Source organism: Cupriavidus sp. 05N38, assembly GCF_056397345.1.
This window is the reverse complement of sequence record NZ_JBFTNF010000059.1, coordinates 25,370-46,660: the sequence shown is the minus strand read 5'-3', so window position 1 is coordinate 46,660 and position 21,291 is coordinate 25,370. Positions and strand designations below refer to the sequence as shown.

Genomic DNA, 21,291 nt, shown 5'->3' with positions numbered 1-21,291 from the left:
AGCAGGCCATCTGTCGCGCGGCGTGCCTCTCAGGACGACCGCTTTGAACTTACCAGCGTCTTCTACGACTACTGACAACGCCAGCCCCATGCGAATCGCCCTCCTGAACCCCAATGCCAGCCAGCACATCACCGACCGCATGCTTGCGCAAGCCAGGCGGGCGACCGGCGACACATGCGAGATTTTCGGCTTGACCAACGCCGCGGGCCCCGCGGTTATCCGGTCGCGGGTGGACAATGCCGCGTCAATCGATGGCCTGCTGAAGATGGCGCGGACGCTGGATGCCAATGTCGATGCAGTGATTCTCGGGGTTTCGATGGACACGGCCCTTTACGCACTGCGGCAAATGCTGACTGTCCCCGTCGTTGGAACGACCGAAGCGGCCCTGGCCACGGCAAGCATGATAGGCGGCAGGATCGGACTGTTGACGATCGGCCCTGCCTTGACGCCGTTGTACCGCGAACTGGCGGCCTCATACGGTTATGCCGGGCGCGTGGCTGGCATCCGCGGCATCGAAACGGCGGCCCCATATGGCGCCGGACTTGCGGACGAGGCCGGCGCAATGATGCTCGATGCGGTGATGTCGCTCAGCCGGGAAGACGGTGCGGACGTTGTCGTCACCGTGGCCGCTGCGTTATGCGGGTACGTACCGGCGATCGCCGCCCAGGCAGACGTGCCGCTGCTTGACGGCATCGCTTGCGCGGCCGTGCAGGCAGAGGCGCTCGCAAAACTAGGTCCTCGCAAGGCTGCCTACGGCTCGTTCGCCACGCCCTGACGACTGAACCGGCTGGCGGACACGGACCTGTGCGTGCGCGCTTGGAGTGCTCCTCCGCAACCGGTTCGTCGACCTTGTAACCCTGCGATCCCCGCCCTGTCTCACCGGGCCGCCGCCCGCAGCGCCGCCATGAACTGCTGCATGGCCTCCGACGGCAACTCATGCTTGCGGATGACAATGCCGTAGCTCGACATGGCGCGCCGGATCGGCACCGGCACGTGCGCCAGCATGCCTTCCGCGACGAAGCGCTCGACCACGGCGCGCGGCTGCAGCGAAAGCATATCCGTCGCCTGCAGCAGTTCCAGCGTGGAAAAGATCGATGGTGTCTCCACCATGCCGACCAGGCCCTGGATGCCCGCCGCCGCGACGGTTTCATCAAACAGTTGCCGGATGGCGGTGCGCTGCGGATAAAGGATCCACGGCCATGCGCCGATGTCGGCAATTTCCAGCCTGGGCCGGTCCAGCAAGGGATGTCCCGGCCGGCAGACGACCCAGACCGGCTCTGGTGACAGCGCCTCGAAATCGAAGATCGCCTGGTGCCGTGGCTCGGTGAGCCGCCCGACCATGATGTCCAGCTTCCGGTCTTCCAGCCAGATCGCGAGCTGGTCACTGCTCTGCTCGATCAGCTTGACGACCAGCCGCGGGCGCTGCTGCAGGATCTCGCGGATCGCCGTAGTCACCACCTGCGCGGCCGACGCCGAAATCGCACCAACGGTGAGGTGGCCGTGCCCGCCGGCTCGCAGCGCTTCCAGTTCGCTCACGAACTTGCCGAGCTCGGCCAGTGCGGTCGACGCGTAGCGCAGCGCGAACTCGCCCAGTTCGGTCGGGCGCATATCCCTTGGCAAGCGATCGAACAGCCTGGCCTGCAGGGTGTCTTCAATGTCGCTCAGTATCTTGGTGGCAGCCGGCTGGGAAATATGCAACTGCTCGGCCGCGATGCGCAGGTTGTGGCTGCGTCCCAGCACATCCAGCAGCTGCAGGTGCCGGAAACGCAGCTTGGCGAGCACGGCGGAAGGGGCGGAAGCAGTTTGTCTGGGCATAAACGGGGTAAACCCGGTCGAATCAATAACTAAACGGAATTGATTCTACCCAATAATCGATTGGATGTTTATCGGACTGCCACGTAGAGTTCCATCCAACGCCGCGGTGATCACGGCGCTCATGACAACAACATCAGGTGGAGACAATCGATGACATTGCCGCTCGCGCTCAGCGCCAAGCAAACGCTTCCTGCCGACGGGCTGGCGGGGACGCTGGTCGGCCGCGCATGGATCCCGGCCGGTGACGGCGCGCCGGCGGGTCCGGCCGTGGTGGTCCTGCGGCCGGATGGTGTATTCGACATTTCCGATGTCGCTCCGACCATGAGCACCCTGCTCGAACACGACGACCCGGTCACGGTGGTTCGCAATGCGCGCGGGCGCTTGGTCGGCACGCTCGACGAGCTGCTGGCCAATATGGCCGGTCCCCGCGGCGGCGACGCTTTGGCCCGCTTGCTGGCACCATGCGACCTGCAGGTGATCAAGGCGGCAGGCGTGACCTTTGCCGGCAGCCTGGTGGAGCGCGTCATCGAGGAGCAGACCAAGGGCGACCCGCAAGGCGCCGCCGAGGTCCGCAGCCGGATCTGCGCGCTGGTGGGCGAGCGCCTGTCCCGGATCCGGCCCGGTTCCCGCGAAGCGGGCGAACTCAAGGCCTTGCTGATCGAGCATGGCATGTGGTCCCAGTACCTGGAGGTGGGTATCGGCCCGGACGCCGAGATCTTCACCAAGGCACCGCTGCTTTCTGCGCTCGGCACCGGTACGGAAATCGGACTGCATCCCGGCTCGGCATGGAACAACCCGGAACCCGAGATCGTGCTGGCCATCAACAGCCGCGGTGATGTGCCCGGCGCCACGCTGGGCAATGACGTCAACCTGCGCGATTTCGAGGGCCGCAGTGCGCTGCTGCTGGGCAAGGCCAAGGACAATAACGGCTCCTGCGCGATCGGGCCGTTCCTGCGCCTGTTCGACCAGAGCTTTTCGCTGGACGACGTGCGGCGGGCGACCGTGGACCTGCGCGTCGATGGCCCGGACGGCTTTGGCAGCCTGGTCAACCGCGTGGGCCGAAGCGACCGCATCGCTCCGTGGACGTTCGGCGTACGCGCCCTGATGGCCAACCTGGCCGCGCGCGGCCACACCAACTTCTGAACGGCGCTTGCTGAACGGGCGCCACGGCGCCCCGCCCTGAACACAGCAGCTATCCTCGCGCGAGCAAAAGACGGGGATGCCGCAATCCATGACATGAGGCCGCGACGCGCGGCTTCGTACCGGAGACAACCCATGCAGACTCAAGCTGCCAAACACGATCCGCTCGCAAGCGCGGTAAGCAAGGCACGCCTGCGCCTCGCGCCTTTCCTTGCGCTGATGTTCGCGCTGTCGATGCTCGACCGCTCCAATGTCGGCTTCGTCAAGCAAGCCCTGATGGTCGATTCGAATATCGGCAACGCGGCCTATGCGCTTGGCGCCGGCATCTTCTTCATCGGCTACGCCGTCTTCGAAATCCCCAGCAACCTGATCCTGCACCGGGTCGGCGCCAGGATCTGGCTCAGCCGCATCATGGTCACCTGGGGGCTGGCGTCCGCGGCCATGATGTTCGCGCACGACCAGACCTCGTTCTACGTGCTGCGCTTTATCCTTGGCGTGGCCGAAGCGGGCTTCTCGCCGGGCGTGATCCTGTACTCGACCTACTGGTTCCCTGCCAGCCAGCGCGGCAAGGCGCTCGGCATTTACTACTTCGGCTTGCCAGTGGCACTGGTGCTGGGCGGGCCGCTCTCGGGGCTGCTGCTCGAAGTGATGGGTGGCCACCTGGGCCTGCGCAACTGGCAATGGATGTTCATCATCGAAGGCCTGGCGGCGTCGGTGGTGGGCGTGATCGCCTTCTTCTACCTGGTCAGCAGGCCGCGCGATGCCAAGTGGCTGGACGCCGACGAGAAGACCGCGCTCGAAGCCGCGATCGCCGCGGAAGACAAGCAGAAGACCGCGCACGGCCCGGCCACCGCACTGGGCGCGCTGGGCAACTGGCAGGTGCTGCGTTTCGTCGCCATCTACTTCGCCATCCAGGTCAGCGTCTACGGCGTCATCTTCTACCTGCCGACGCGCATTTCCGAGCTGACCGGCACGGCAATCGGCGCCAAGGTGGGCCTGCTCACCGCGATTCCGTGGCTGTGCGCCCTGATTGCCCTGCGCCTGATCACCAGCATCGCGGACGCCAGGGGCAAGCAACGGGAATTCGCCATGGCCATGCTTGCCATGGCGGCCACGGGTATTGGCCTGTCGACGCTGGGGCATGAACTGGTGCCCGTGCTGATGGCTTTCTGCCTGGCTACTGTCGGCTTTGTGGTGGTCCAGCCGCTGTTCTGGACACTGCCCACCGCGTATTTGAGCGGCACTGCAGCGGCCAGCGGCATCGCCCTGATCGGCGCGCTGGGCAATCTCGGTGGCTTTATCGCGCCGACGCTGAAAACCGCGGTCGAATCCGCGTTCCATAGCCAGCAAGCGGGCATGCTGGCCCTGGCAATCGCGGGCGTAGTCGGCGTGCTGCTGCTGACGAGCGTCGGCGCACGGGCCCGCCCCTCCCCGGCGTTGCCGCTTGGTTCCTCCGAGGCGGCCTGACCGCTTCCCGTATTCCCTGCATCCAGACACCTGACATGACCATCCCCGGACTTCACGATATCGGCGGCGAACGCCGTGCCGCCGCCCCCCTGCCGGAGGCCGCAGCATGAGCGCCGTCCTGGAACAAGCCGCAGCAGTAGCCGGCGAACCCGTCATACGTCTGCATCCGGATGACGATGTCGTCATCGCGCGTGCGCAACTGGTGGCGGGCGTGCGCCTAGGCGCAGGCCTGGTGGTACGCGGCCTGGTGCCCGCGGGGCACAAGCTGGCAGTGCGCGCACTCGAGGCCGGCGCGCCGGTGCGCCGCTACGGACAGGTGATCGGCTTCGCCACGCGCCCGGTCGCGCCAGGCGAGCACGTCCACACCCATAACCTGGCCATCGGCGAGTTCGAGCGCGACTACGCGTTTGGCGCCKCCAGGCGCCCTGCCGCCGTGGCGGCGCAGCGCGCGCAATTCATGGGCATCGTCCGTGGCGACGCGCGGGTCGGCACGCGCAACTACATCGGTATCCTTACGTCCGTCAATTGCTCTGCCACCGCGGCACGCGCCATCGCCGAGCATTTCCGGCGCGAGATCAATCCGCAGGCGCTGGCAGACTACCCGAACGTGGATGGCGTGGTGGCCCTGACGCACGGGCAAGGCTGCGCCGTGGATGGCGAAGGCGAAGGCCTGGCGCTGCTCCGACGCACGTTGGCGGGCTATGCGCGCCACCCCAACTTCGCAGCCGTGCTGATCGTCGGGCTGGGCTGCGAAACCAACCAGATCGACGGCCTGCTCGACAGCGAGGGACTGGCACGCGGTGCCGCGCTGAAGACCATGACCATCCAGGCCACCGGCGGCACGGCCCGTACGGTGGCGGCGGGCATCGAGCAGATCAAGGCGATGCTGCCCGACGCCAACCGGGTGCGACGCGAGCCCGTCGATGCCAGCCACCTGCTGGTCGGACTGCAATGCGGCGGCTCCGACGGCTATTCCGGCATCAGCGCCAATCCCGCGCTTGGCGCGGCGGTCGACCGGCTGGTGGCGCACGGGGGCACTGCCATCCTGTCCGAGACCCCGGAGATCTATGGCGCCGAGCATTTGCTGACGCGCCGTGCCGTATCGCCGCAAGTCGGGCACAAGCTGCTCGACCGGATCCGCTGGTGGGAAGCCTACTGCGCACGCATGAACGCCAGCCTGGACAACAACCCGTCCGCCGGCAACAAGGCGGGCGGGCTCACCACCATCCTGGAGAAGTCGCTCGGTGCCGTGGCAAAAGGCGGCACCACCAACCTGGTCGACGTATATGGCTACGCGCAGCGGGTGGAGGCGGCTGGACTGGTCTTCATGGACACCCCTGGCTACGATCCGGTCTCGGCGACCGGCCAGGTGGCTGGTGGCGCCAACCTGATCTGCTTCACCACCGGGCGCGGCTCCGCCTATGGCTGCGCGCCGGCCCCGTCCCTCAAGCTCGGCACCAATACCGCCTTGTGGCAGCGCCAGCAGGAGGATATCGACATCAACTGCGGCACCGTGATCGATGGCTCGCAGTCGATCGACGAACTGGGGGAAGTGATTTTCAGCCTCATGCTGGCGACGGCTTCAGGACAGCGCTCAAAGAGCGAATTGCATGGCTACGGCCAGAACGAGTTCGTTCCCTGGCAGCTTGGCGCGATCACCTGATCACGACACCCGTCTTGGTGCATGCGATTCACCGGCGGTCTTCATGGCATCGACACTAGCTCAATACCGTGAGCAACGCGAGCTTCAAGGACCCCGGGTTCCGCAAGCGCCGGGAGGCAATCGGAACGCCTGTGGCTGGTCTTCGTCGCTATAATTGGCACGTGGCTCACACACTGCAGCCGACGAAGACCATACTCCCGACTCCACGGCCCGCTCAGATGGGATATTCACAAGCTGACAAGCAAAGTTCGCACGCACGTATCGTGGAAATCGCAGCCCGGCGTTTTCGCGTCCACGGCTTGCGTGGCATCGGCGTGGCGGAAATCATGAAGGAGGCCGGCCTCACGGTCGGCGGCTTCTACAAGCACTTCGATTCTCGCGAAGCGCTGATTCGGGAGGCCATGACACAGGCGTTCCTCGATACCACCGCATGGCGCGCAAAGGCACGCGCCGATCTTCGCCGTGCCGTGCGCGAATACCTGGCCGAACCCCATCGCGACAACCTGGAGACCAGTTGCGCCATCACCGCTTTCCTCAACGACGCCGACAAGACCGGTGATGCGCCGCATGCCTTGTACACGGCGCGCCTGCAACAACTGCTGGCGCTGATTACCTCGCTGCTACCGCCCGAAAACCAGCCAAAGGCCGTGGCCCAGGCCAGGCTGATCTGCAGCGCCTGCGTCGGGGCGCTGGCCATGTCCCGTGCGGTCGACGACCCGCGGCTCTCGCGCGAACTGCTTCACACGGTCGCCGACCAGCTGATGGCGCTGATCCCATCTCGCGGCGCCGGCGACCGCGCCTGACACTACTCGGTCTGCCAGCCACCCCCGGCCGCCGCAAAGATCCGCACCAGATCCTTGCGGAGATCCGCATCGGACGTCGCCTGCCGCGACTCGGCTTCCAGCAGGTCTCGTTCGGCCACGAGCACGTCCAGCAACCCGACGTAGCCATACTTGTACTGCATCCGCGCCAGTTCGGCAGCCTTGCGGTTCTGCGTCACGCCTGCCAGCAGCGATGCATTGCGCACGTTCTCGTTCAGGTAGCCGGATAGCGCGTTCTCCATGTCTTCCAGCGCATCTAGTACGGTCTGCTGATAGCTGAGAAAGGCCTGGGTCTGCCTGGCATCCGCGGCGTTGATCTGCGACCGGATGCGGCCAAAGTTCAGCACCGGCTGAAGCAGGCCCGCACCAATGCCCCACGGCGTGGAGGAGAATGGCGTGGCATTCTGCGCGCCGAAGAAGGCCGTCAGCGAGATGTTCGGGAAGAGTTCCGCCACGGCCGCCCGCCTTGCCGAGATGGTCGCCGCGAACTGGCGCTCCGCGGCGCGTACGTCAGGGCGTTCCGCCAGCACCGTCGCCGGCGCCGATACCACGATACCGTGATCGATGGCCTGCCACGGCTGCGCTGTCGCCAACGTCGCCGCGAGCGTGCCAGGCGGCCGCCCGAGCAGCGTCGCCAGCCGGTTTGCCGCCGCGTCGTAACCGGTGCGCAGCGCGGGCAACAGCGACTCGGTGGCCGACACCTGCGCGGCGGCACGCTGGACGTCGAAGTTGCTGACAAGCGCGCCGCGTTGTTGTGCCTGGATCAGTTCGAGCGTGCGTCGCTGGCTGTCAAGATTGCGTTGCGTGAGGTCCAGCTGACGATCGACGTTGCGCAGTTCAAAGTAGGTGCGGGCCACCTCGGCCAGCAACGCCACACGCACGGCCTGCCGCGTCGCCTGTGTCGATTGCAGGATCGCCGTCGCCTGTGCCGTGCGTGCCTGGTTGCGCCCGAACAGGTCGACCTCCCACGCTGCGGAAATCGCCACCTGATTGATCGTCACCGCGTGATCGTTGGTCACGAAGCCACGATTGGCGCGCTCGCTGCTGGCCGATGCATTGACCTGCGGTGCCAGCGCGGACTGCGCCAGCAGCCGGCCGGCGCGCGCCTCTTCCACGCGCGCCGTGGCAATCGCGAGTGATTTGTTGCCTTCCAGCGCCTCGGCCACCAGCGCGTCGAGGGTCGGGTCGCGGAAGCGCGACCACCACTTCTGATCGACGCTGGCATCCTCGTCCCCTGCGACAAGATAGTCACTTGCGCCCTGCCCGCCGGCCAGTTTCGGCCATTGCGACGGGCTCGCGATATCGGACGATTGCGGACCGGGAGGGGTCGTGCATGCCGCCAGCAGCGCAGCGGCGGCCAGCACGGTCATCGCCTTAAGCTTCAACATGGTGATGCACCTTTTCAGTCTTGGTGATGCGTTTCTCCAGGGCACGCACCATTACATAGAAGATCGGCGTCAGGAACAGGCCGAAGAAGGTCACGCCGATCATGCCGAAGAACACCGCCACGCCCATGGCGTGCCGCATCTCGGCGCCGGCGCCGTGCGAAAGCACCAGCGGCAGCACGCCCATGATGAACGCGATCGACGTCATCAGGATGGGCCGCAGGCGCAGGTGCGCGGCCTCCACCGCTGCCGCGAAGGTCGACTTGCCATGGATTTCCAGTTCCCGCGCAAACTCGCCGATCAGAATGGCGTTCTTGCATGACAAGCCAATGAGCACGAAGAAGCCGATCTGCGTGAACAGGTTGTTGTCGCCGCGCGTCAGCCAGACMCCCGYRATGGCCGAGAACARGCACATCGGCACGATCAGGATGATGGCCAGCGGCAGGAACATGCTCTCGTATTGCGCGGTCAGGACCAGGAAGACCAGCAGGATGCAGATCGGGAACACGATCAGCGCGGTGTTGCCTGCCAGAATCTGCTGGTAGGCGAGCTCGGTCCATTCGAACGTCATCTCCCCCGTCAACGTCTGATCCAGGATCTTCGCGATAGCGGCCTGAGCCTGTCCCGTCGAATAGCCCGGGGCGGGCCCACCATTGAGGTCCGCGGAACGGTAGCCGTTGTAGCGCGACGCGCTGTCCGGTCCGCTCGTATCGCTCAGCGTGATCACCGCTCCCAGCGGCACCATCTTCCCTTCGACGTTGCGGACCTTGAGGTTCAGGATGTCCTCCCGCTTCGAACGGAAGTCCTTGTCGCCCTGCGCAATGACCTGATAGGTACGGCCGAACTTGTTGAAGTCGTTGACATACAGGGATCCGAGATAGATCTGCATGGTCTTGAACACATCATCGACGTCGATACCGAGCTGCGAAGCCTTTGTACGATCCACATCGGCAAACAACTGAGGCGTCGTGACGTTATAGGTCGTATAGACGCCGGCCAGTTCCGGCGCCTTGCGGGCCTTTTCCAGCACGGCATTGACGGTCTTGCTCAATGCCAGATACCCAGCGTCGCCACGGTCTTCGATCTGGAGCTTGAAGCCCCCCGATTTGCCCAGCCCCTGCACCGGCGGCGGCGGGAACACCGCGATAAACGCATCCTTGATGGAGGCAAATTTCTTCTGCAGGTTCGCGGCCAGCGCCGGGCCGGAGGCACCGATCTCACGCATTTCCTCGAACGATTTCTCGCCGATGAACACGGTGGCCGACGATGGGCTGTTGATAAAGCCGTTCAACGACAGCCCCGGAAATTCCACGGCGGTCCGGAAACTCGGATCTTTCGAGGCAAGCTCCGTCATCTGCCGCGCGACCGCTTCGGTACGTTCGAGCGTGGCGCCATTGGGCAACTGGACCAGATTGACCAGATAACCCTTGTCCTGAATCGGCACGAAACCAGACGGCACCTTGGCGAATCCCAGCACGGTAGCGCCAAGCAACACCAGATAGATCAGGATCGAGCCACGCTTGCGGTGCAAGGCGCGCGTCACGCCGCCGCTGTACGCGTCGGAACTTCGCAGGAAGAACCGATTGAACCTGACGAAAAATCCGCCCAGAAATCGATCCATGAAGCGAGTCAGGCGATCCTTGGGGGCATCATGGGCACGCAGCAACAGCGCGGCCAGTGCCGGTGACAAGGTCAGCGAATTGAACGCCGAGATCACGGTCGAGAACGCAATGGTCAGGGCAAACTGGCGATAGAACTGACCCGTCAGCCCGCTGATGAACGCGATCGGCACGAACACAGCGCACAGGACGAGCGCGATGGCGATGATTGGCCCGGTCACTTCCTGCATCGCTTTGATCGTCGCCTCCCTGGGCCGCAAGCCGTTGGCGATGTTGCGCTCGACGTTCTCGACGACCACGATGGCGTCATCGACGACGATACCGATCGCCAGCACAAGCCCGAACAAGGACAAGGCGTTGATCGAGAATCCGAACACGTGCATCGCCGCGAACGTGCCAACCACGGATACGGGCACCGCCAGCAAGGGAATGATGGCAGCCCGCCAGGTCTGCAGGAACAGGATCACCACCAGCACCACCAGTACGATGGCCTCCAGCAGCGTGTGCGTGACCGCCGAAATGGAGTCACGCACGAACGTTGTCGGGTCGTAGGCAATCCGATACTCGAGGCCCTTGGGGAAGCGCTTGCTCAACGTCTCCATCGTTGCGCGGACATTCTTTGAGATCTCGAGCGCATTGGCGCCCGGCGACTGGAAAATCACCAGCGCGAGCGCCTGCTTGTTGTCCAGCAGCGCGCGCAGCGCGTAGTCGCTGGCGCCCATCTCGATGCGCGCAACGTCGCGGAGATAGGTCACCACGCCGCCATCGCGCTTGATGATGATGTTCTCGAACTGGTCGACATCCGTGAGACGGCCCTGCACGTTGACCGGCAACTGGATCTCGACGTTGTCCTTGTAGGGCGCGCCGCCGACCACGCCGGCCGCCACCTGGATGTTCTGCTTGCGGATCGCGGCAACCACCTCCTCGGGATTCAGGTTCCGTTCCGCAATCTTCTGCGGATTCAGCCAGACGCGCATGGCATAGTTGCCTGACCCGTTCAGGTTGATCTGGCCGATGCCGGAGATCTTCGACAGCTCGTCCTTGACGTTCAGCAACGCATAGTTGCGCAGGTACAGGTTGTCATACTGATCGTTGGGCGATACCAGATGGACCACCATCGTCAGGTCTGGCGAACTCTTGACGGTGCTGACGCCAAGCTGGCGCGTCACGTCGGGCAACCGCGGCAGCGCCTCGTTGACGCGGTTCTGCACCAGCTGCGTGGCCAGGTCAGGGTCCGTGCCGAGCTTGAATGTCACGGTCAGCGTCATCACCCCGTCGCTGGCGGCCTGCGAGGACATGTAGAGCATATTCTCCACGCCATTGATCTGCTCCTCGATCGGCGTGGCGACGGTTTCCGCAATGACCTTGGGGTTGGCGCCCGGGAACTGTGCCCGCACGACGACCGACGGGGGAACGACCTCCGGATATTCCGAGATGGGCAGTTTGGGGATCGCAATCAACCCGGCYAGGAAGATCAGGATGGAGATCACGGCCGCGAAATTGGGCCGGTCGACAAAGAATTTGGAGAGATTCATCGTGTCACTCCGGCCGCGTCGCCGTTCCCACGGCGGCGGTCTTGACGGCCTCTGGCGCGCCTTCCTTCGGTGCCACCAGGATATCCGGACGAACGAACTGCACGCCCGTGGTGACCACGCGGTCGCCGGCAGTCAGCCCGCTCAGCACAATGTGCTGCCCGTCGACGCCTGCGCCCAGCGTCACCTCGCGATAGACCACCTTGTTTTCCGGGTTCACCACGAAGACGAACTTCTTGCTCTGGTCGCTGCCGATCGCGATGTCGGGCACCATCAGCGCCCGCGTATCGGCGCTGCCCGCCAGGCTGATCGATACAAACATGCCCGGCAGGAGCGCTCCGTCCTTGTTGGCGAACTTCGCGCGCGCGCGGATCGTGCCGGTATTCACGTCGATGCTGTTGTCGAAGGTATAGATCGTGCCCTGGTACGTGTGGTCCGTATCGCCCTGCACCTTCAGGTCGACCGGAATCTGCTGCTCCTTGCTCTGCGTGCTGGCATGCGTGCGGATCGTCCGGACGTAGCTTTGCTCGTCGACCTCGAAATCCGCATAGATGCCGTCGCTCGAGACGATCCGGGTCAGCACTGGCGCGTTGGGCCCCGGCTGTACCAGATTGCCGAGCGTGATCTCGGCGCGGCTGATGCGCCCGGCGATCGGTGCCTTCACATAGGCATAGTCAAGGTTGATGCTGGCCTGACGCAACGCGGCCTCGGCGGCGAGCACGGCGGCCTGCGCCATCCGGTTCTCGTTGCTGCGCTGGTCGTGCACGCTCTTGGGGATTGCCTCGGCATCGATCAGCCCCTTTGCCCGCTCATATTCGGTCGCGGCGAATTCCGCACGCGCACGAGCCGAGGCCACATCGGCCCGCGCACGAGCCACGGCGGCCTCGTACGGGCGCGGATCGATGACGAACATCACATCACCGGCACGAACGTTCTGACCATCCCGGATCCGCACTTCGACGATGCGACCGCCGACCTCCGGCCGGACCAGCGCTTCGTCCACCGACTTCAGACGACCGGAAAAGCTGGTCCAGACCCGCACATTCTCTGGCTGGAGTGACTTGACGATGACCTCGGTTGGCGGGGGCGCTGCAGGCGCGGCAGCACGCGTGTCCTTCTGTACAAAGGCCGCAGCCAGGCCGCCGGCCACGGCCACGGCCGCGACACCGGCCAGCACTGGCGGGCGACGAAGGATAGATCGGGGATGTTCCATGGCTTCACTCCTGGGAAGGTCGACGTTGGGAATCGGGAAGGAAATCGGGTGCGGGTTGGGGACGGGTCCGGCGTCCACGGGGTGCGGGCTCGCCAGAGTGCAGCCGAAGAAACGCCGCCACCTCGGCCAGCGCCCCCGCGTGGGTGACGATGGACCCGTGCGTGGCCTCGCTGTAGCAGCTGGCCTCGGTCGGCACGCCGGCCGCAAGCAGACCGCCGGCATAGAGCTCGCCTTCGACGTGGCACAAATCCTGGGCGGCGCCGACAATCAGGGTCGGCGGCAGGCCGCCCAGTCGGCGCGATTCGAGCGGCGCCGCGTACGGATGGAGTTGCTGCAGCACGTCAGGCAGGTAGGCCCGATAGCCCTGAGCGCAATCACGGGCGGAGAGATCGTTCTCCTGCAACCGTGCAGCGTCGGCGAGGCGCGTCATGCTTGGATCCAGCAACGGCGCCAGCAGCGCCTGGGCGCGCAGGACCAGGTCCTTCCGGTCGCGCGCCATCGCGCAGATACCGGTCGCCAGGTTGCCGCCGGCATCGTATCCGGCAATGGCCATGCGCCGCGCATCGCCGCCAAGCGCCTGTGCGTTGGCCTGTGCCCAGCGACCCGCCAGATAGCCGTCTTCGAGCGGCGCGGGAAACGGAAACTGCGGCGACAGCGAATAGCCCACCGCCACGACGATGGCCGGCGCCTGGCTGGAAATCGCCGTGGCCGGCACATCGGCGCAGTCGAGACCACCGGTCAGAAAGCCGCCACCGTGGAAATAGAGCACGATGGGCAACTTCTCCCGCGATTCGGCCGGGGCATAGATGCGCAAGGGAATGCGCTGCGCATGACCGGCAATGGTCACGCCACTGACGCGCACGGCAATGCGATGGAGGGGTGAATCGGCCATGACGGAGGGGAGGTCCTGCGGATGTTGCGATGCATGAATTCTGGTACAGTGCGCGAATCTGATAAACGCCTATAATCCAGAACACAATTTGGCGCAGCCAAACAATCGGACAGCCACGCTGCATTCGTTCGGTGCTGCGTACCGAAGCAGGGAAAGCCATAGATGGACAAGGTGCAAGCAATGGAGGTCTTCACCCGCGTGGTGGAGATGAGCAGCTTCTCGCGCGCGGCAGAGGCGCTGGGGCTATCCCGCACGTCGGCCACGACGATCATCCAGAACCTCGAAGCGCACCTGCATGTGCGCCTCATTCACCGCACGACGCGCCAGCTCAGGCTGACGGCGGAGGGCGCCGAGTATTACGAGCGCTGCATGCGAATCCTCGGCGAGATCGCCGAGACTGAAGTCGCCCTGACGCGCTCAGGCAAGGGGCCGACGGGCAAGCTGCGTATTGAAATGCCGGCCTCGCTCGGCCGCACCGTCGTCACGCCCCGGCTCCATACCTTCCACGCAAAGTACCCGGACATCGAACTGGTCGTGGGCTACGGCGACAAGCTCGTGGATCTGATCCAGGACGGCGTGGATTGCGCGATTCGTGCCGGGTCATTGCAGGATTCCAGCCTGGTCGCGCGCGGCCTTGGTGATATCCACACCGCCACGGTGGCCAGCCCCGCCTATATTCACCGTCACGGCATGCCGCGCAGCCTGTCGGACCTGCAAGATCACAAGGCCATCCACTACATCTCGAACCGTACCGGCCGCACGCTCGACATGAATTTCGTGGTAGATGGCAATCCCGTGGACGTGAGCATGCGCGGCAACGTCAGTTTCAATAGCCTGGATGCATACGTCACCTATGGGCTCAGTGGTGCCGGGATACTGCAGCCGCCCCGCTTCATGATTCAGGAGCATCTGCGCAGTGGCGCGCTGGTGGAACTGCTGCCCCAATGGCGGCCTCGCCCGATCCCGGTCGCGGTGGTCTATCCGCAGAACCGGCATCTGGCCCCCAAGGTGCGCGTATTCGTCGACTGGGTCGCCGAGTTGTTCGAGTCGTGTCCGCTGATGGCGGCAGCCGATTCCACGGGCGAGGCTTGCGAACTCGCCAGGAGCCGGGTTGCCCGCGCCGATCCTCCGCCTGCGCGGGCCCGGCCGGCCGTCGCGCAAGCGCTCGCGGTCTGAAGCCCGGTCGCTCGTTCGAATCCGTTCCTGCTGGTTCTTACCCGGGCCGGGCGGGCACCTTGGCGCCGATCGCATTCAAGCCGTTGGCCACGTCGTCGAGCAACGCGACGGATAGCGCCGGATCTGCCGAGGCACGCGCCAGCCCCATCGCGCCAACACAGGTAGAGAACTGAAAGATCGCCATGGCCCGTGGATTGCTGCAGCCTTGCGCCGCAAGCAGCCCCTCCAGGAAACGCAGGACCCGCTGCACATGGTGCGTGTAGGCGTGACGCGTGGCGGCGTCGCCGCGTGCCGCATCGTTGGCCAGCGCGACGATCGGGCAGCCGCTTCCGGGCGCATCGCGATGGGCGGTGCTCAAGTAATTGCGCAGCGCGGACGCCAAGTCCGGTGACGAGGCCGCCCAGGTATCGAGGCTCCGCGCGGCTTCATCAAAGGCTTCGGCCAACATCTCTTCGCGGGACGCGAAATGCCGGTAGAAGGCACCGGTCGTGACGCCGGCTTCCGCCGTGATCTCCGCCAGCCCGACCCCAGACATGCCGTGTTCACGGAAACGCCGCGCCGCGATCTGGATGATTCGTTGCCGGGTTGCGGCCTTGGCCGCCTGGGAATGGCCCATGGGTATCTTCGCGCCTGTCTTGGCTTCCTGGCTGGCACATCGCCAGCCTGCGCGAGATTTTAATCCATGCCCGGCGACACTGGCTGCGGGAGTGATGGTATCCGGCCTCGCGCTTGAAATTGCCGCGGTTCGGCCATTCCGTAACGACTGCAGGATCTGCTTCCAGGCGATCGCAAAACGTGGAAGAAGGCCTCATGCTCGCGCAAGGCGAATGCACCCAAAGGCAGCACTGTTGGCGCCGTGCAATATTGCAGAGCGCCCTCGCGGGCTTCCCCGTAACGCTGGCCACGAATCACGAATACATGCAGATGATCGTTGGTCCAGCCCATGACCATCTGGATGACTTCGTGGAATTGCCCAAGCGTCATGGTCTCGGGAATGAGCACACGTCGCCAAGCCGACGGACTCAATCCGCGGAGCGCGATTCGGAGTTGTAAGACGGAGGGCGCGGTTCGAGAGTCCGAAGTCATTAGCGCATTCTAGGTGGCTCATCAGCCTCACAGCGCGGGTCAAGGACTTCGCCCCCGTTTTGGCGCGATCTCCTTGCCGTCATCGTTGCTGTCCCTGGCCATGCGGCCCCCCGGTCCGAATTGAGGTCACTGCGATCCCATCAAGCTCGTGGTCGAAAGCCGCATACGAAACAAGCGATTATCCAGCGGCGCCTGAGAGTGTTTCCGCCTGCGACGTGTTTATCCGGGCGCCCGCAGAGCGTAACTTCGTCCCTAGCGTAATAACGCGACAACACAATATTTGGAGACACGTAATGCAGTCCGCCTACGGATACCAGACCCCACCAGCCGCTTCCGAACTCACCTCCGTCGAGGCGGGCACCCCAATGGGTGAGCTGCTGCGACGCTACTGGCAGCCTGTCTGCACCTCGGATGAGGTCAAGGACCTGCCGCGTAAGGAAAAGCTCCTTTGTGAGGAGATCGTCCTGTTCCGCGACGGGACAGGACAAGTGGGTGCCTTGAAGCCGCACTGCGCGCATCGCGGCGCTTCTCTTGAATGGGGCCGGGTAGAAGACAAGGGATTGCGTTGTTGCCTTCACGGCTGGCTTTACGACACCCAGGGGCGCTGTGTCGAAATGCCATGTGAAACCCAGGAATTCTGCACGCGGATGAATGTCTGGCAGCCGGCCTATCCAACCCACGAATTTGGCGGGCTCATCTTCGTCTATATGGGGCCGCCCGGCACCGAGCCGGTGTTCCCGATTTATGACGTCGTCGATCCGGACGTGGTGGGCGAGGTCGAACTTCGCGGCATGCGGCTCTGGGGCGACTACGGGATTGGCTACGTCAAGGACTGTAACTGGTTGCAGCATTACGAGAACATTGTCGATCCCTGGCACCTGATTCTGTTGCACCAGGTTATCAGCGGAAACCAAGGGCACAACATGCTCGATGGGCTGACGCAGGAAATGATGGCGCGGGACATGGCCAAGATAGATTTTCAGAAGACGCCATTGGGGGTGCGCTTCAACATGGTGCGCGAGCTACCGAACGGTGACTACTTCATTCGCCACGCCGAATGCATCGTGCCGAACGCCTTCCTCGTTCCCGCCGTCAACGACAGTGGTGCGCGCAAATCGCGCGCCACTGAACTGTCCTGGGCAGTGCCGGTAGACAACGAACATGTCCGCGGTCTCAGCATCGTCGCCTGGCCGCTGGAGGGTGGCGCACCGAAGCCCGGCTGGCGTCCCGGGACCGATATCAGCGACGCGATCCGGCCGGGCGCGGCCTTGGAGCGGAGTTACGAGGAGCGCCAGCGTAAGCCCGATGACCGCGAGGCGCAGGAGGGGCAGCGCGCCATTGCCGTGCACGCGCTCGAAAACCTTGGCACCTCCGACACTGGCGTCGTCATGTTGCGACGCATGCTGCGCGAGCAGTTGAAGCGGCTGGAACAGGGGCTCGACCCACTCAACATCGTGCGCGACAAGGACGCCGCGCGCGGCATTCCGACCTTCACCTGGAACGCGGTCCTCACCGCCAGCGAAGCCGCCGCGCTTGGCGACAACGTCGGGCGCTTCGGGTGATTTTCCGGAGCCCACGTCCCTGGCGCCCGATGCGCCGGGGACGCGTATTCCGCGATGCTCGACGGATTCATCCGCATCGCAGGCGAGTGCAGCGATGTGGAGGTACACGACACCTGCCACGCCTATATCGCGGAGTGCGATCGCGGCTGTAGCCCAATGTGGAGCGAAAACGAGATGCTCAAATTCACCTCCTGCAAGCACCGTCCGGACAGTCGCCTGTCCTACCCATTACCAGCATCGCCAAAAATCTGCGGGCTCGCCTTGCACCTGATGGGTCCCCGGGTATGAAGTACAACTCGACTGTCGTCATCATCGGCGCCGGCCAGGCCGGCTTCCAGGCAGCCGCGTCGCTGCGCCAGGCGGGGTTCGACGGCAGGATCCGGCTCGTCGGCGACGAGCCCTGCATCCCCTACGACCGCCCGCCCCTTTCGAAATCCTATCTTGCGGGCGAAGCCCAGATCGACAACCTTTGGCTGCGGCCGGAGACGTTCTACCAAAAGGAGCGCATCGAACTGGAACTCGGCGAGACCGCGACTGCCATTGACCGGCAGACGCGGCATGTCGAATTCGCCTCTGGCCGCAAGATTGCCTACGACCGATTGGTGTTGGCGACCGGTGCCCGCTGCCGTCCCTTATCGGTCCCAGGTGCCGGACTTGACGGCGTTTTTCCGCTGCGCAACCTCGCTGACGCAGACGCCTTGCGGCCGCGGCTCGCAGAGGCGAGCGAAGCGATTGTGATCGGCGCCGGATTCATTGGCCTTGAATTTGCCGCCGTTGCTCGTCAAGCCGGGGTTGGCGTACGCATCGTCGAAGTCACGCTGCGCCCGATGGGACGCGTTGTCTCCGAGGAGACATCACGCTTCTACACCAAGGCGCACCGGGACTGGGGCTCCGAGATTCTGCTCGGCACTGGTGTCACCCGTATTCTTGGCAACGGCCGCGTCAGCGGCGTTGAGACTAGCGATGGCCGCAGACTGCCGGCCGACCTCGTACTCGTTGGCATCGGCGTCCTGCCAAATACCGAGATCGCCGCGGCAGCGGGGTTGGCGACCGACAACGGCATTGTCGTCGACCAAAACCTGGCGACGTCCGACCCAGCGATTTTTGCGATTGGCGATTGCGCCAACTTCCCCAGCCGCTTCGCGGCGGGACGCTGCCGCCTCGAATCGATTCAAAACGCCGTTGACCAGGGCCATGCCGTCGCTGCTGCAATCGTCGGCAAGCCAATACCTTATGACAAGGTGCCATGGTTCTGGACCGACCAAGCAGATTTGAAATTGCAGATCGCCGGCAACACCGTCAGCCGTGATCGCGTAGTGCTGCGCGGCGATCCTGAGAGCCGCAGCTTCTCAATGTTCTGCTTCCGCGCCGGCACGCTGACGGGCGTGGAATCGATCAACCGGCCGAGCGACCACGTGATCGCGCGCCGGCTGCTGCTTGCCAGCCCGCGCCTGTCCCCAGAACAAGCCGGCGACCCTGATTTCGATCTGCGGGCGTATGCCACCAGCGTTTCGCGACGCGAGGCGGCGCACACATGACGATCGAATAACACGGGTGTGTTTCCAATCTTGGCTTGCCATTGAATGGCGAACGAACAACTGGGAGGACCGTAGAGATGGCGGGAGAAACTGCAAATTTCGGATTGCGCAACTGGCCGCCGGCGCCGGCAATCCGACCATTCGAGCCGACACCGCGCCAGCAGAAGATGCGCGACCTGGCGCTAGCCGGCCTGGCCGAGCCGTTTCGCGGAATAAGCTGCGCAGCCTCGCTAGTCGAGGGGCCATCCCCGCGCACTGCCACCGGCGCCTCCCTTGCCCCGTTGGTCGACGCGGCACACACCTTTCTCGCGAGCCTCGACGCCAGGCAGCGGCAAGCCGCCTGCCTGGCCATCGACGATGACGCGGGCCGGCAGTGGTCCAACATTCATGCCTGGTTGATACCGCGCAATGGGATTTGCCTTGCCGATCTCGACCATAGCCAGCGCGAGGCAGCGCTGGCACTGCTGCGCGAGACGATGAGCGAGACGGGTTATCAAACCGCGCGTGACGTCATGCGCCTCAACGAGCATGCCCTAGAGATAACGGGCAAGCCTGAGGAATACAGCGAGTGGTACTACTGGATCAGCATGTTCGGCACGCCGTCGCCGAACGCCCCCTGGGGCTGGCAGATCGATGGTCACCACCTGAACGTCAATTGCTTCGTGCTCGGTCACCAACTCGTCATGACGCCGACCTTTATGGGGTCGGAGCCCGTTCTGGCGCGGTTCGGCAAATATAAAGGTCTCCGCGTGTTTGCCGCTGAAGAGGAACACGGCCATGCGTTGATGGGCGCGCTGTCGGCCGAGGCGCGGCAACAGGCGACCATCGGCACTGACCTGCCGCGGGAAGTGTTCGCTGGTCCGTTCAACGATAACCGGCATATCGAGCCGGGCGGCATCCGTTATGCGGACCTGCCGCAGGAAGGCCGTGAGCGTCTCGAGGCGCTGCTGGCGACCTATGTCGGGCACATCCGCCCCGGTCACTCGGCACTGCGCTGGGACGAGGCCAAACGCCACCTCGCCGATACGCATTTTGCCTGGATCGGGCCGTTTGACGAGTCCAGCCCGTTCTATTACCGCATCTTGAACCCGGCAATCCTCGTCGAGTTCGACCACCAACCCGGCATCGTCTTTGACAACGATATGCCGTCGCGCGACCACATCCACACGCTCATTCGCACACCAAATGGCAGGGATTATGGCAAGGATCTGCTGCGCCAGCATTACCTCCAGTGGCATACCGGTGGGCACGGTACCCATACCCACTCGCACACCCACGGGTCACCCGCCCGTAGCACGGCTGAGCCCGGCGGCCGAAGTCCGGCCGAACCGCCGAAGTGAACGCCTGGCCGACGACGCATCGGCACGACTAAACCTGCAATGCTTAACCAACTGAAGGAGACGACTGATGCCCTACGCCATTCGCATTCACGAGACCGGCGGACCCGAGACTCTCACTTGGGACGAGATCTCCATCGGAGATCCTGGTCCGGGAGAAGTACGCCTTCGCCAGACGGCCGTCGGCGTCAATTTCATCGACACCTACTACCGTACCGGCCTCTACGAGCTGCCGTTGCCCTTGATCCCGGGGCGCGAAGCCGCCGGCGTGGTGGAGGCAGTCGCGCCTGACGTGACTTCGCTGAAACCGGGCGACCGCGTTGTTTATGGCGGTACGCAAGGCAGCTATGCCGAAGTCCGGCTCATGCCTGCCGATCGCCTCATCAAACTTCCCGACGGGATTAGCGACGAGCTCGGTGCCGCAATGATGCAGAAGGGCATGACCGCCCAGTTCCTGTGTCGCCAGATCTACCCGGTCGGCAAGGGTGACACGATTCTCGTGCATGCCGCCGCGGGCGGCGTCGGCCTCGTGCTCTGCCAGTGGGCCAAGCATCTCGGCGCGACCGTCATCGGCACAGTGTCAACCGAGGAAAAGGCGAAGCTTGTGAAGGCCCACGGCTGCGACTATCCGCTGATCCACGGCAAGGATGACTTTGTCAAAGCAGTGAAGGAGATCACAGGCGGTGTCGGCGTCCCGGTCGTCTATGACTCGATCGGCAAGGACACCTTTATGAGATCACTCGACTGCCTTAAGCCACGCGGCCTCATGGTGTCATTCGGCCAGGCGTCCGGCGCGGTGCCGCCGTTTGACATCAGCATCCTGAATAAAAAGGGCTCGCTATTCCTGACTCGCCCTACCCTCAATGCCTACCTGGAGACCCGTGCGCAGGTCGACAAGGTTGCCCAGGACGTGTTCGACGTCGTGCAGTCGGGGGTAGTGAAGGTGTACATCGGCCAGCGCTTTCCGCTCAAGGACGCAGCGCAAGCGCATCGCACCCTGGAGTCCCGCAAGACAACGGGCTCCTTGGTGCTTCTACCCTGACAT

General features: G+C 64.4%; 17 protein-coding genes. 10 read left to right on the top strand and 7 right to left on the bottom strand.

The features are described 5' to 3' along the window. Positions 1-88 precede the first annotated feature (88 nt). On the top strand, positions 89-775 hold the full coding sequence (locus AC1DK4_RS31335; RefSeq protein ID WP_441621806.1) for an aspartate/glutamate racemase family protein: 687 nt from the start codon (positions 89-91) through the stop codon (positions 773-775). 101 nt (positions 776-876) lie between these two features. Here AC1DK4_RS31335 and AC1DK4_RS31330 read toward each other — a convergent pair whose 3' ends face one another. Then, the gene (locus AC1DK4_RS31330) at positions 877-1,815 is read right to left on the bottom strand and encodes a LysR substrate-binding domain-containing protein (RefSeq protein ID WP_441621804.1); all 939 of its coding nucleotides are present in this window, start codon (positions 1,813-1,815) and stop codon (positions 877-879) included. A 150-nt stretch (positions 1,816-1,965) separates the two neighbouring features. Here AC1DK4_RS31330 and AC1DK4_RS31325 point away from each other — a divergent pair, with 150 nt between their 5' ends. From AC1DK4_RS31325 to AC1DK4_RS31310, 4 genes are all read left to right on the top strand, one after another. Continuing rightward, positions 1,966-2,958: a fumarylacetoacetate hydrolase family protein gene (locus AC1DK4_RS31325; RefSeq protein WP_477131996.1), complete on the top strand. Its 993-nt coding sequence runs from the start codon at positions 1,966-1,968 to the stop codon at positions 2,956-2,958. Positions 2,959-3,090: 132 nt separating this feature from the next. Then, positions 3,091-4,422: an MFS transporter gene (locus tag AC1DK4_RS31320; RefSeq protein WP_441621800.1), complete on the top strand. Its 1,332-nt coding sequence runs from the start codon at positions 3,091-3,093 to the stop codon at positions 4,420-4,422. Positions 4,423-4,528: 106 nt separating this feature from the next. Continuing rightward, positions 4,529-6,085 (top strand): UxaA family hydrolase, encoded by a 1,557-nt coding sequence (locus AC1DK4_RS31315; protein WP_477131995.1) that lies wholly within the window; start codon positions 4,529-4,531, stop codon positions 6,083-6,085. 68 nt (positions 6,086-6,153) lie between these two features. Next, positions 6,154-6,888: a TetR/AcrR family transcriptional regulator gene (locus tag AC1DK4_RS31310; protein ID WP_441621796.1), complete on the top strand. Its 735-nt coding sequence runs from the start codon at positions 6,154-6,156 to the stop codon at positions 6,886-6,888. 2 nt (positions 6,889-6,890) lie between these two features. Here the strand turns inward: AC1DK4_RS31310 and AC1DK4_RS31305 are convergent, their stop codons facing one another. From AC1DK4_RS31305 to AC1DK4_RS31290, 4 genes are read right to left on the bottom strand one after another with little or no spacing between them, the layout of a single operon-like run. Beyond that, positions 6,891-8,276, bottom strand: coding sequence for an efflux transporter outer membrane subunit (locus AC1DK4_RS31305; protein WP_441650023.1), 1,386 nt, complete (start codon positions 8,274-8,276; stop codon positions 6,891-6,893). A gap of 4 nt (positions 8,277-8,280) precedes the next feature. Beyond that, positions 8,281-11,445: an efflux RND transporter permease subunit gene (locus AC1DK4_RS31300; RefSeq protein ID WP_477131994.1), complete on the bottom strand. Its 3,165-nt coding sequence runs from the start codon at positions 11,443-11,445 to the stop codon at positions 8,281-8,283. Positions 11,446-11,449: 4 nt separating this feature from the next. Then, positions 11,450-12,655 (bottom strand): efflux RND transporter periplasmic adaptor subunit, encoded by a 1,206-nt coding sequence (locus AC1DK4_RS31295; protein ID WP_441621790.1) that lies wholly within the window; start codon positions 12,653-12,655, stop codon positions 11,450-11,452. A gap of 4 nt (positions 12,656-12,659) precedes the next feature. Further along, positions 12,660-13,547: an alpha/beta hydrolase gene (locus tag AC1DK4_RS31290; RefSeq protein WP_441621788.1), complete on the bottom strand. Its 888-nt coding sequence runs from the start codon at positions 13,545-13,547 to the stop codon at positions 12,660-12,662. 162 nt (positions 13,548-13,709) lie between these two features. On the opposite strand from AC1DK4_RS31290, the gene AC1DK4_RS31285 reads away from it, so the two are divergent. Next, complete coding sequence (locus tag AC1DK4_RS31285; protein ID WP_441621786.1) at positions 13,710-14,723, top strand: LysR family transcriptional regulator; 1,014 nt, start codon at positions 13,710-13,712, stop codon at positions 14,721-14,723. 37 nt (positions 14,724-14,760) lie between these two features. On the opposite strand, the gene AC1DK4_RS31280 is transcribed toward AC1DK4_RS31285, so the two are convergent. Both AC1DK4_RS31280 and AC1DK4_RS31275 read right to left on the bottom strand, forming a co-directional pair. Continuing rightward, the gene (locus AC1DK4_RS31280; protein WP_441621784.1) at positions 14,761-15,339 is read right to left on the bottom strand and encodes a TetR/AcrR family transcriptional regulator; all 579 of its coding nucleotides are present in this window, start codon (positions 15,337-15,339) and stop codon (positions 14,761-14,763) included. Positions 15,340-15,398: 59 nt separating this feature from the next. After that, on the bottom strand, positions 15,399-15,809 hold the full coding sequence (locus AC1DK4_RS31275; RefSeq protein WP_441621782.1) for a plasmid pRiA4b ORF-3 family protein: 411 nt from the start codon (positions 15,807-15,809) through the stop codon (positions 15,399-15,401). A 293-nt stretch (positions 15,810-16,102) separates the two neighbouring features. Here AC1DK4_RS31275 and AC1DK4_RS31270 point away from each other — a divergent pair, with 293 nt between their 5' ends. The 4 genes from AC1DK4_RS31270 (at position 16,103) to AC1DK4_RS31255 (ending at position 21,288) form a co-directional block, all read left to right on the top strand. Then, the gene (locus AC1DK4_RS31270; protein ID WP_441621780.1) at positions 16,103-17,371 is read left to right on the top strand and encodes a Rieske 2Fe-2S domain-containing protein; all 1,269 of its coding nucleotides are present in this window, start codon (positions 16,103-16,105) and stop codon (positions 17,369-17,371) included. Between the two features lie 284 nt (positions 17,372-17,655). Further along, positions 17,656-18,909, top strand: a complete 1,254-nt coding sequence (locus tag AC1DK4_RS31265) for an NAD(P)/FAD-dependent oxidoreductase (RefSeq protein WP_441621778.1) — start codon at positions 17,656-17,658, stop codon at positions 18,907-18,909. A gap of 77 nt (positions 18,910-18,986) precedes the next feature. Then, complete coding sequence (locus tag AC1DK4_RS31260) at positions 18,987-20,249, top strand: DUF3500 domain-containing protein (protein ID WP_441621776.1); 1,263 nt, start codon at positions 18,987-18,989, stop codon at positions 20,247-20,249. Positions 20,250-20,316: 67 nt separating this feature from the next. After that, entirely contained in the window at positions 20,317-21,288 is a 972-nt protein-coding gene (locus AC1DK4_RS31255) for a quinone oxidoreductase family protein (protein ID WP_441621774.1), read from the top strand. Positions 21,289-21,291 lie beyond the last annotated feature (3 nt).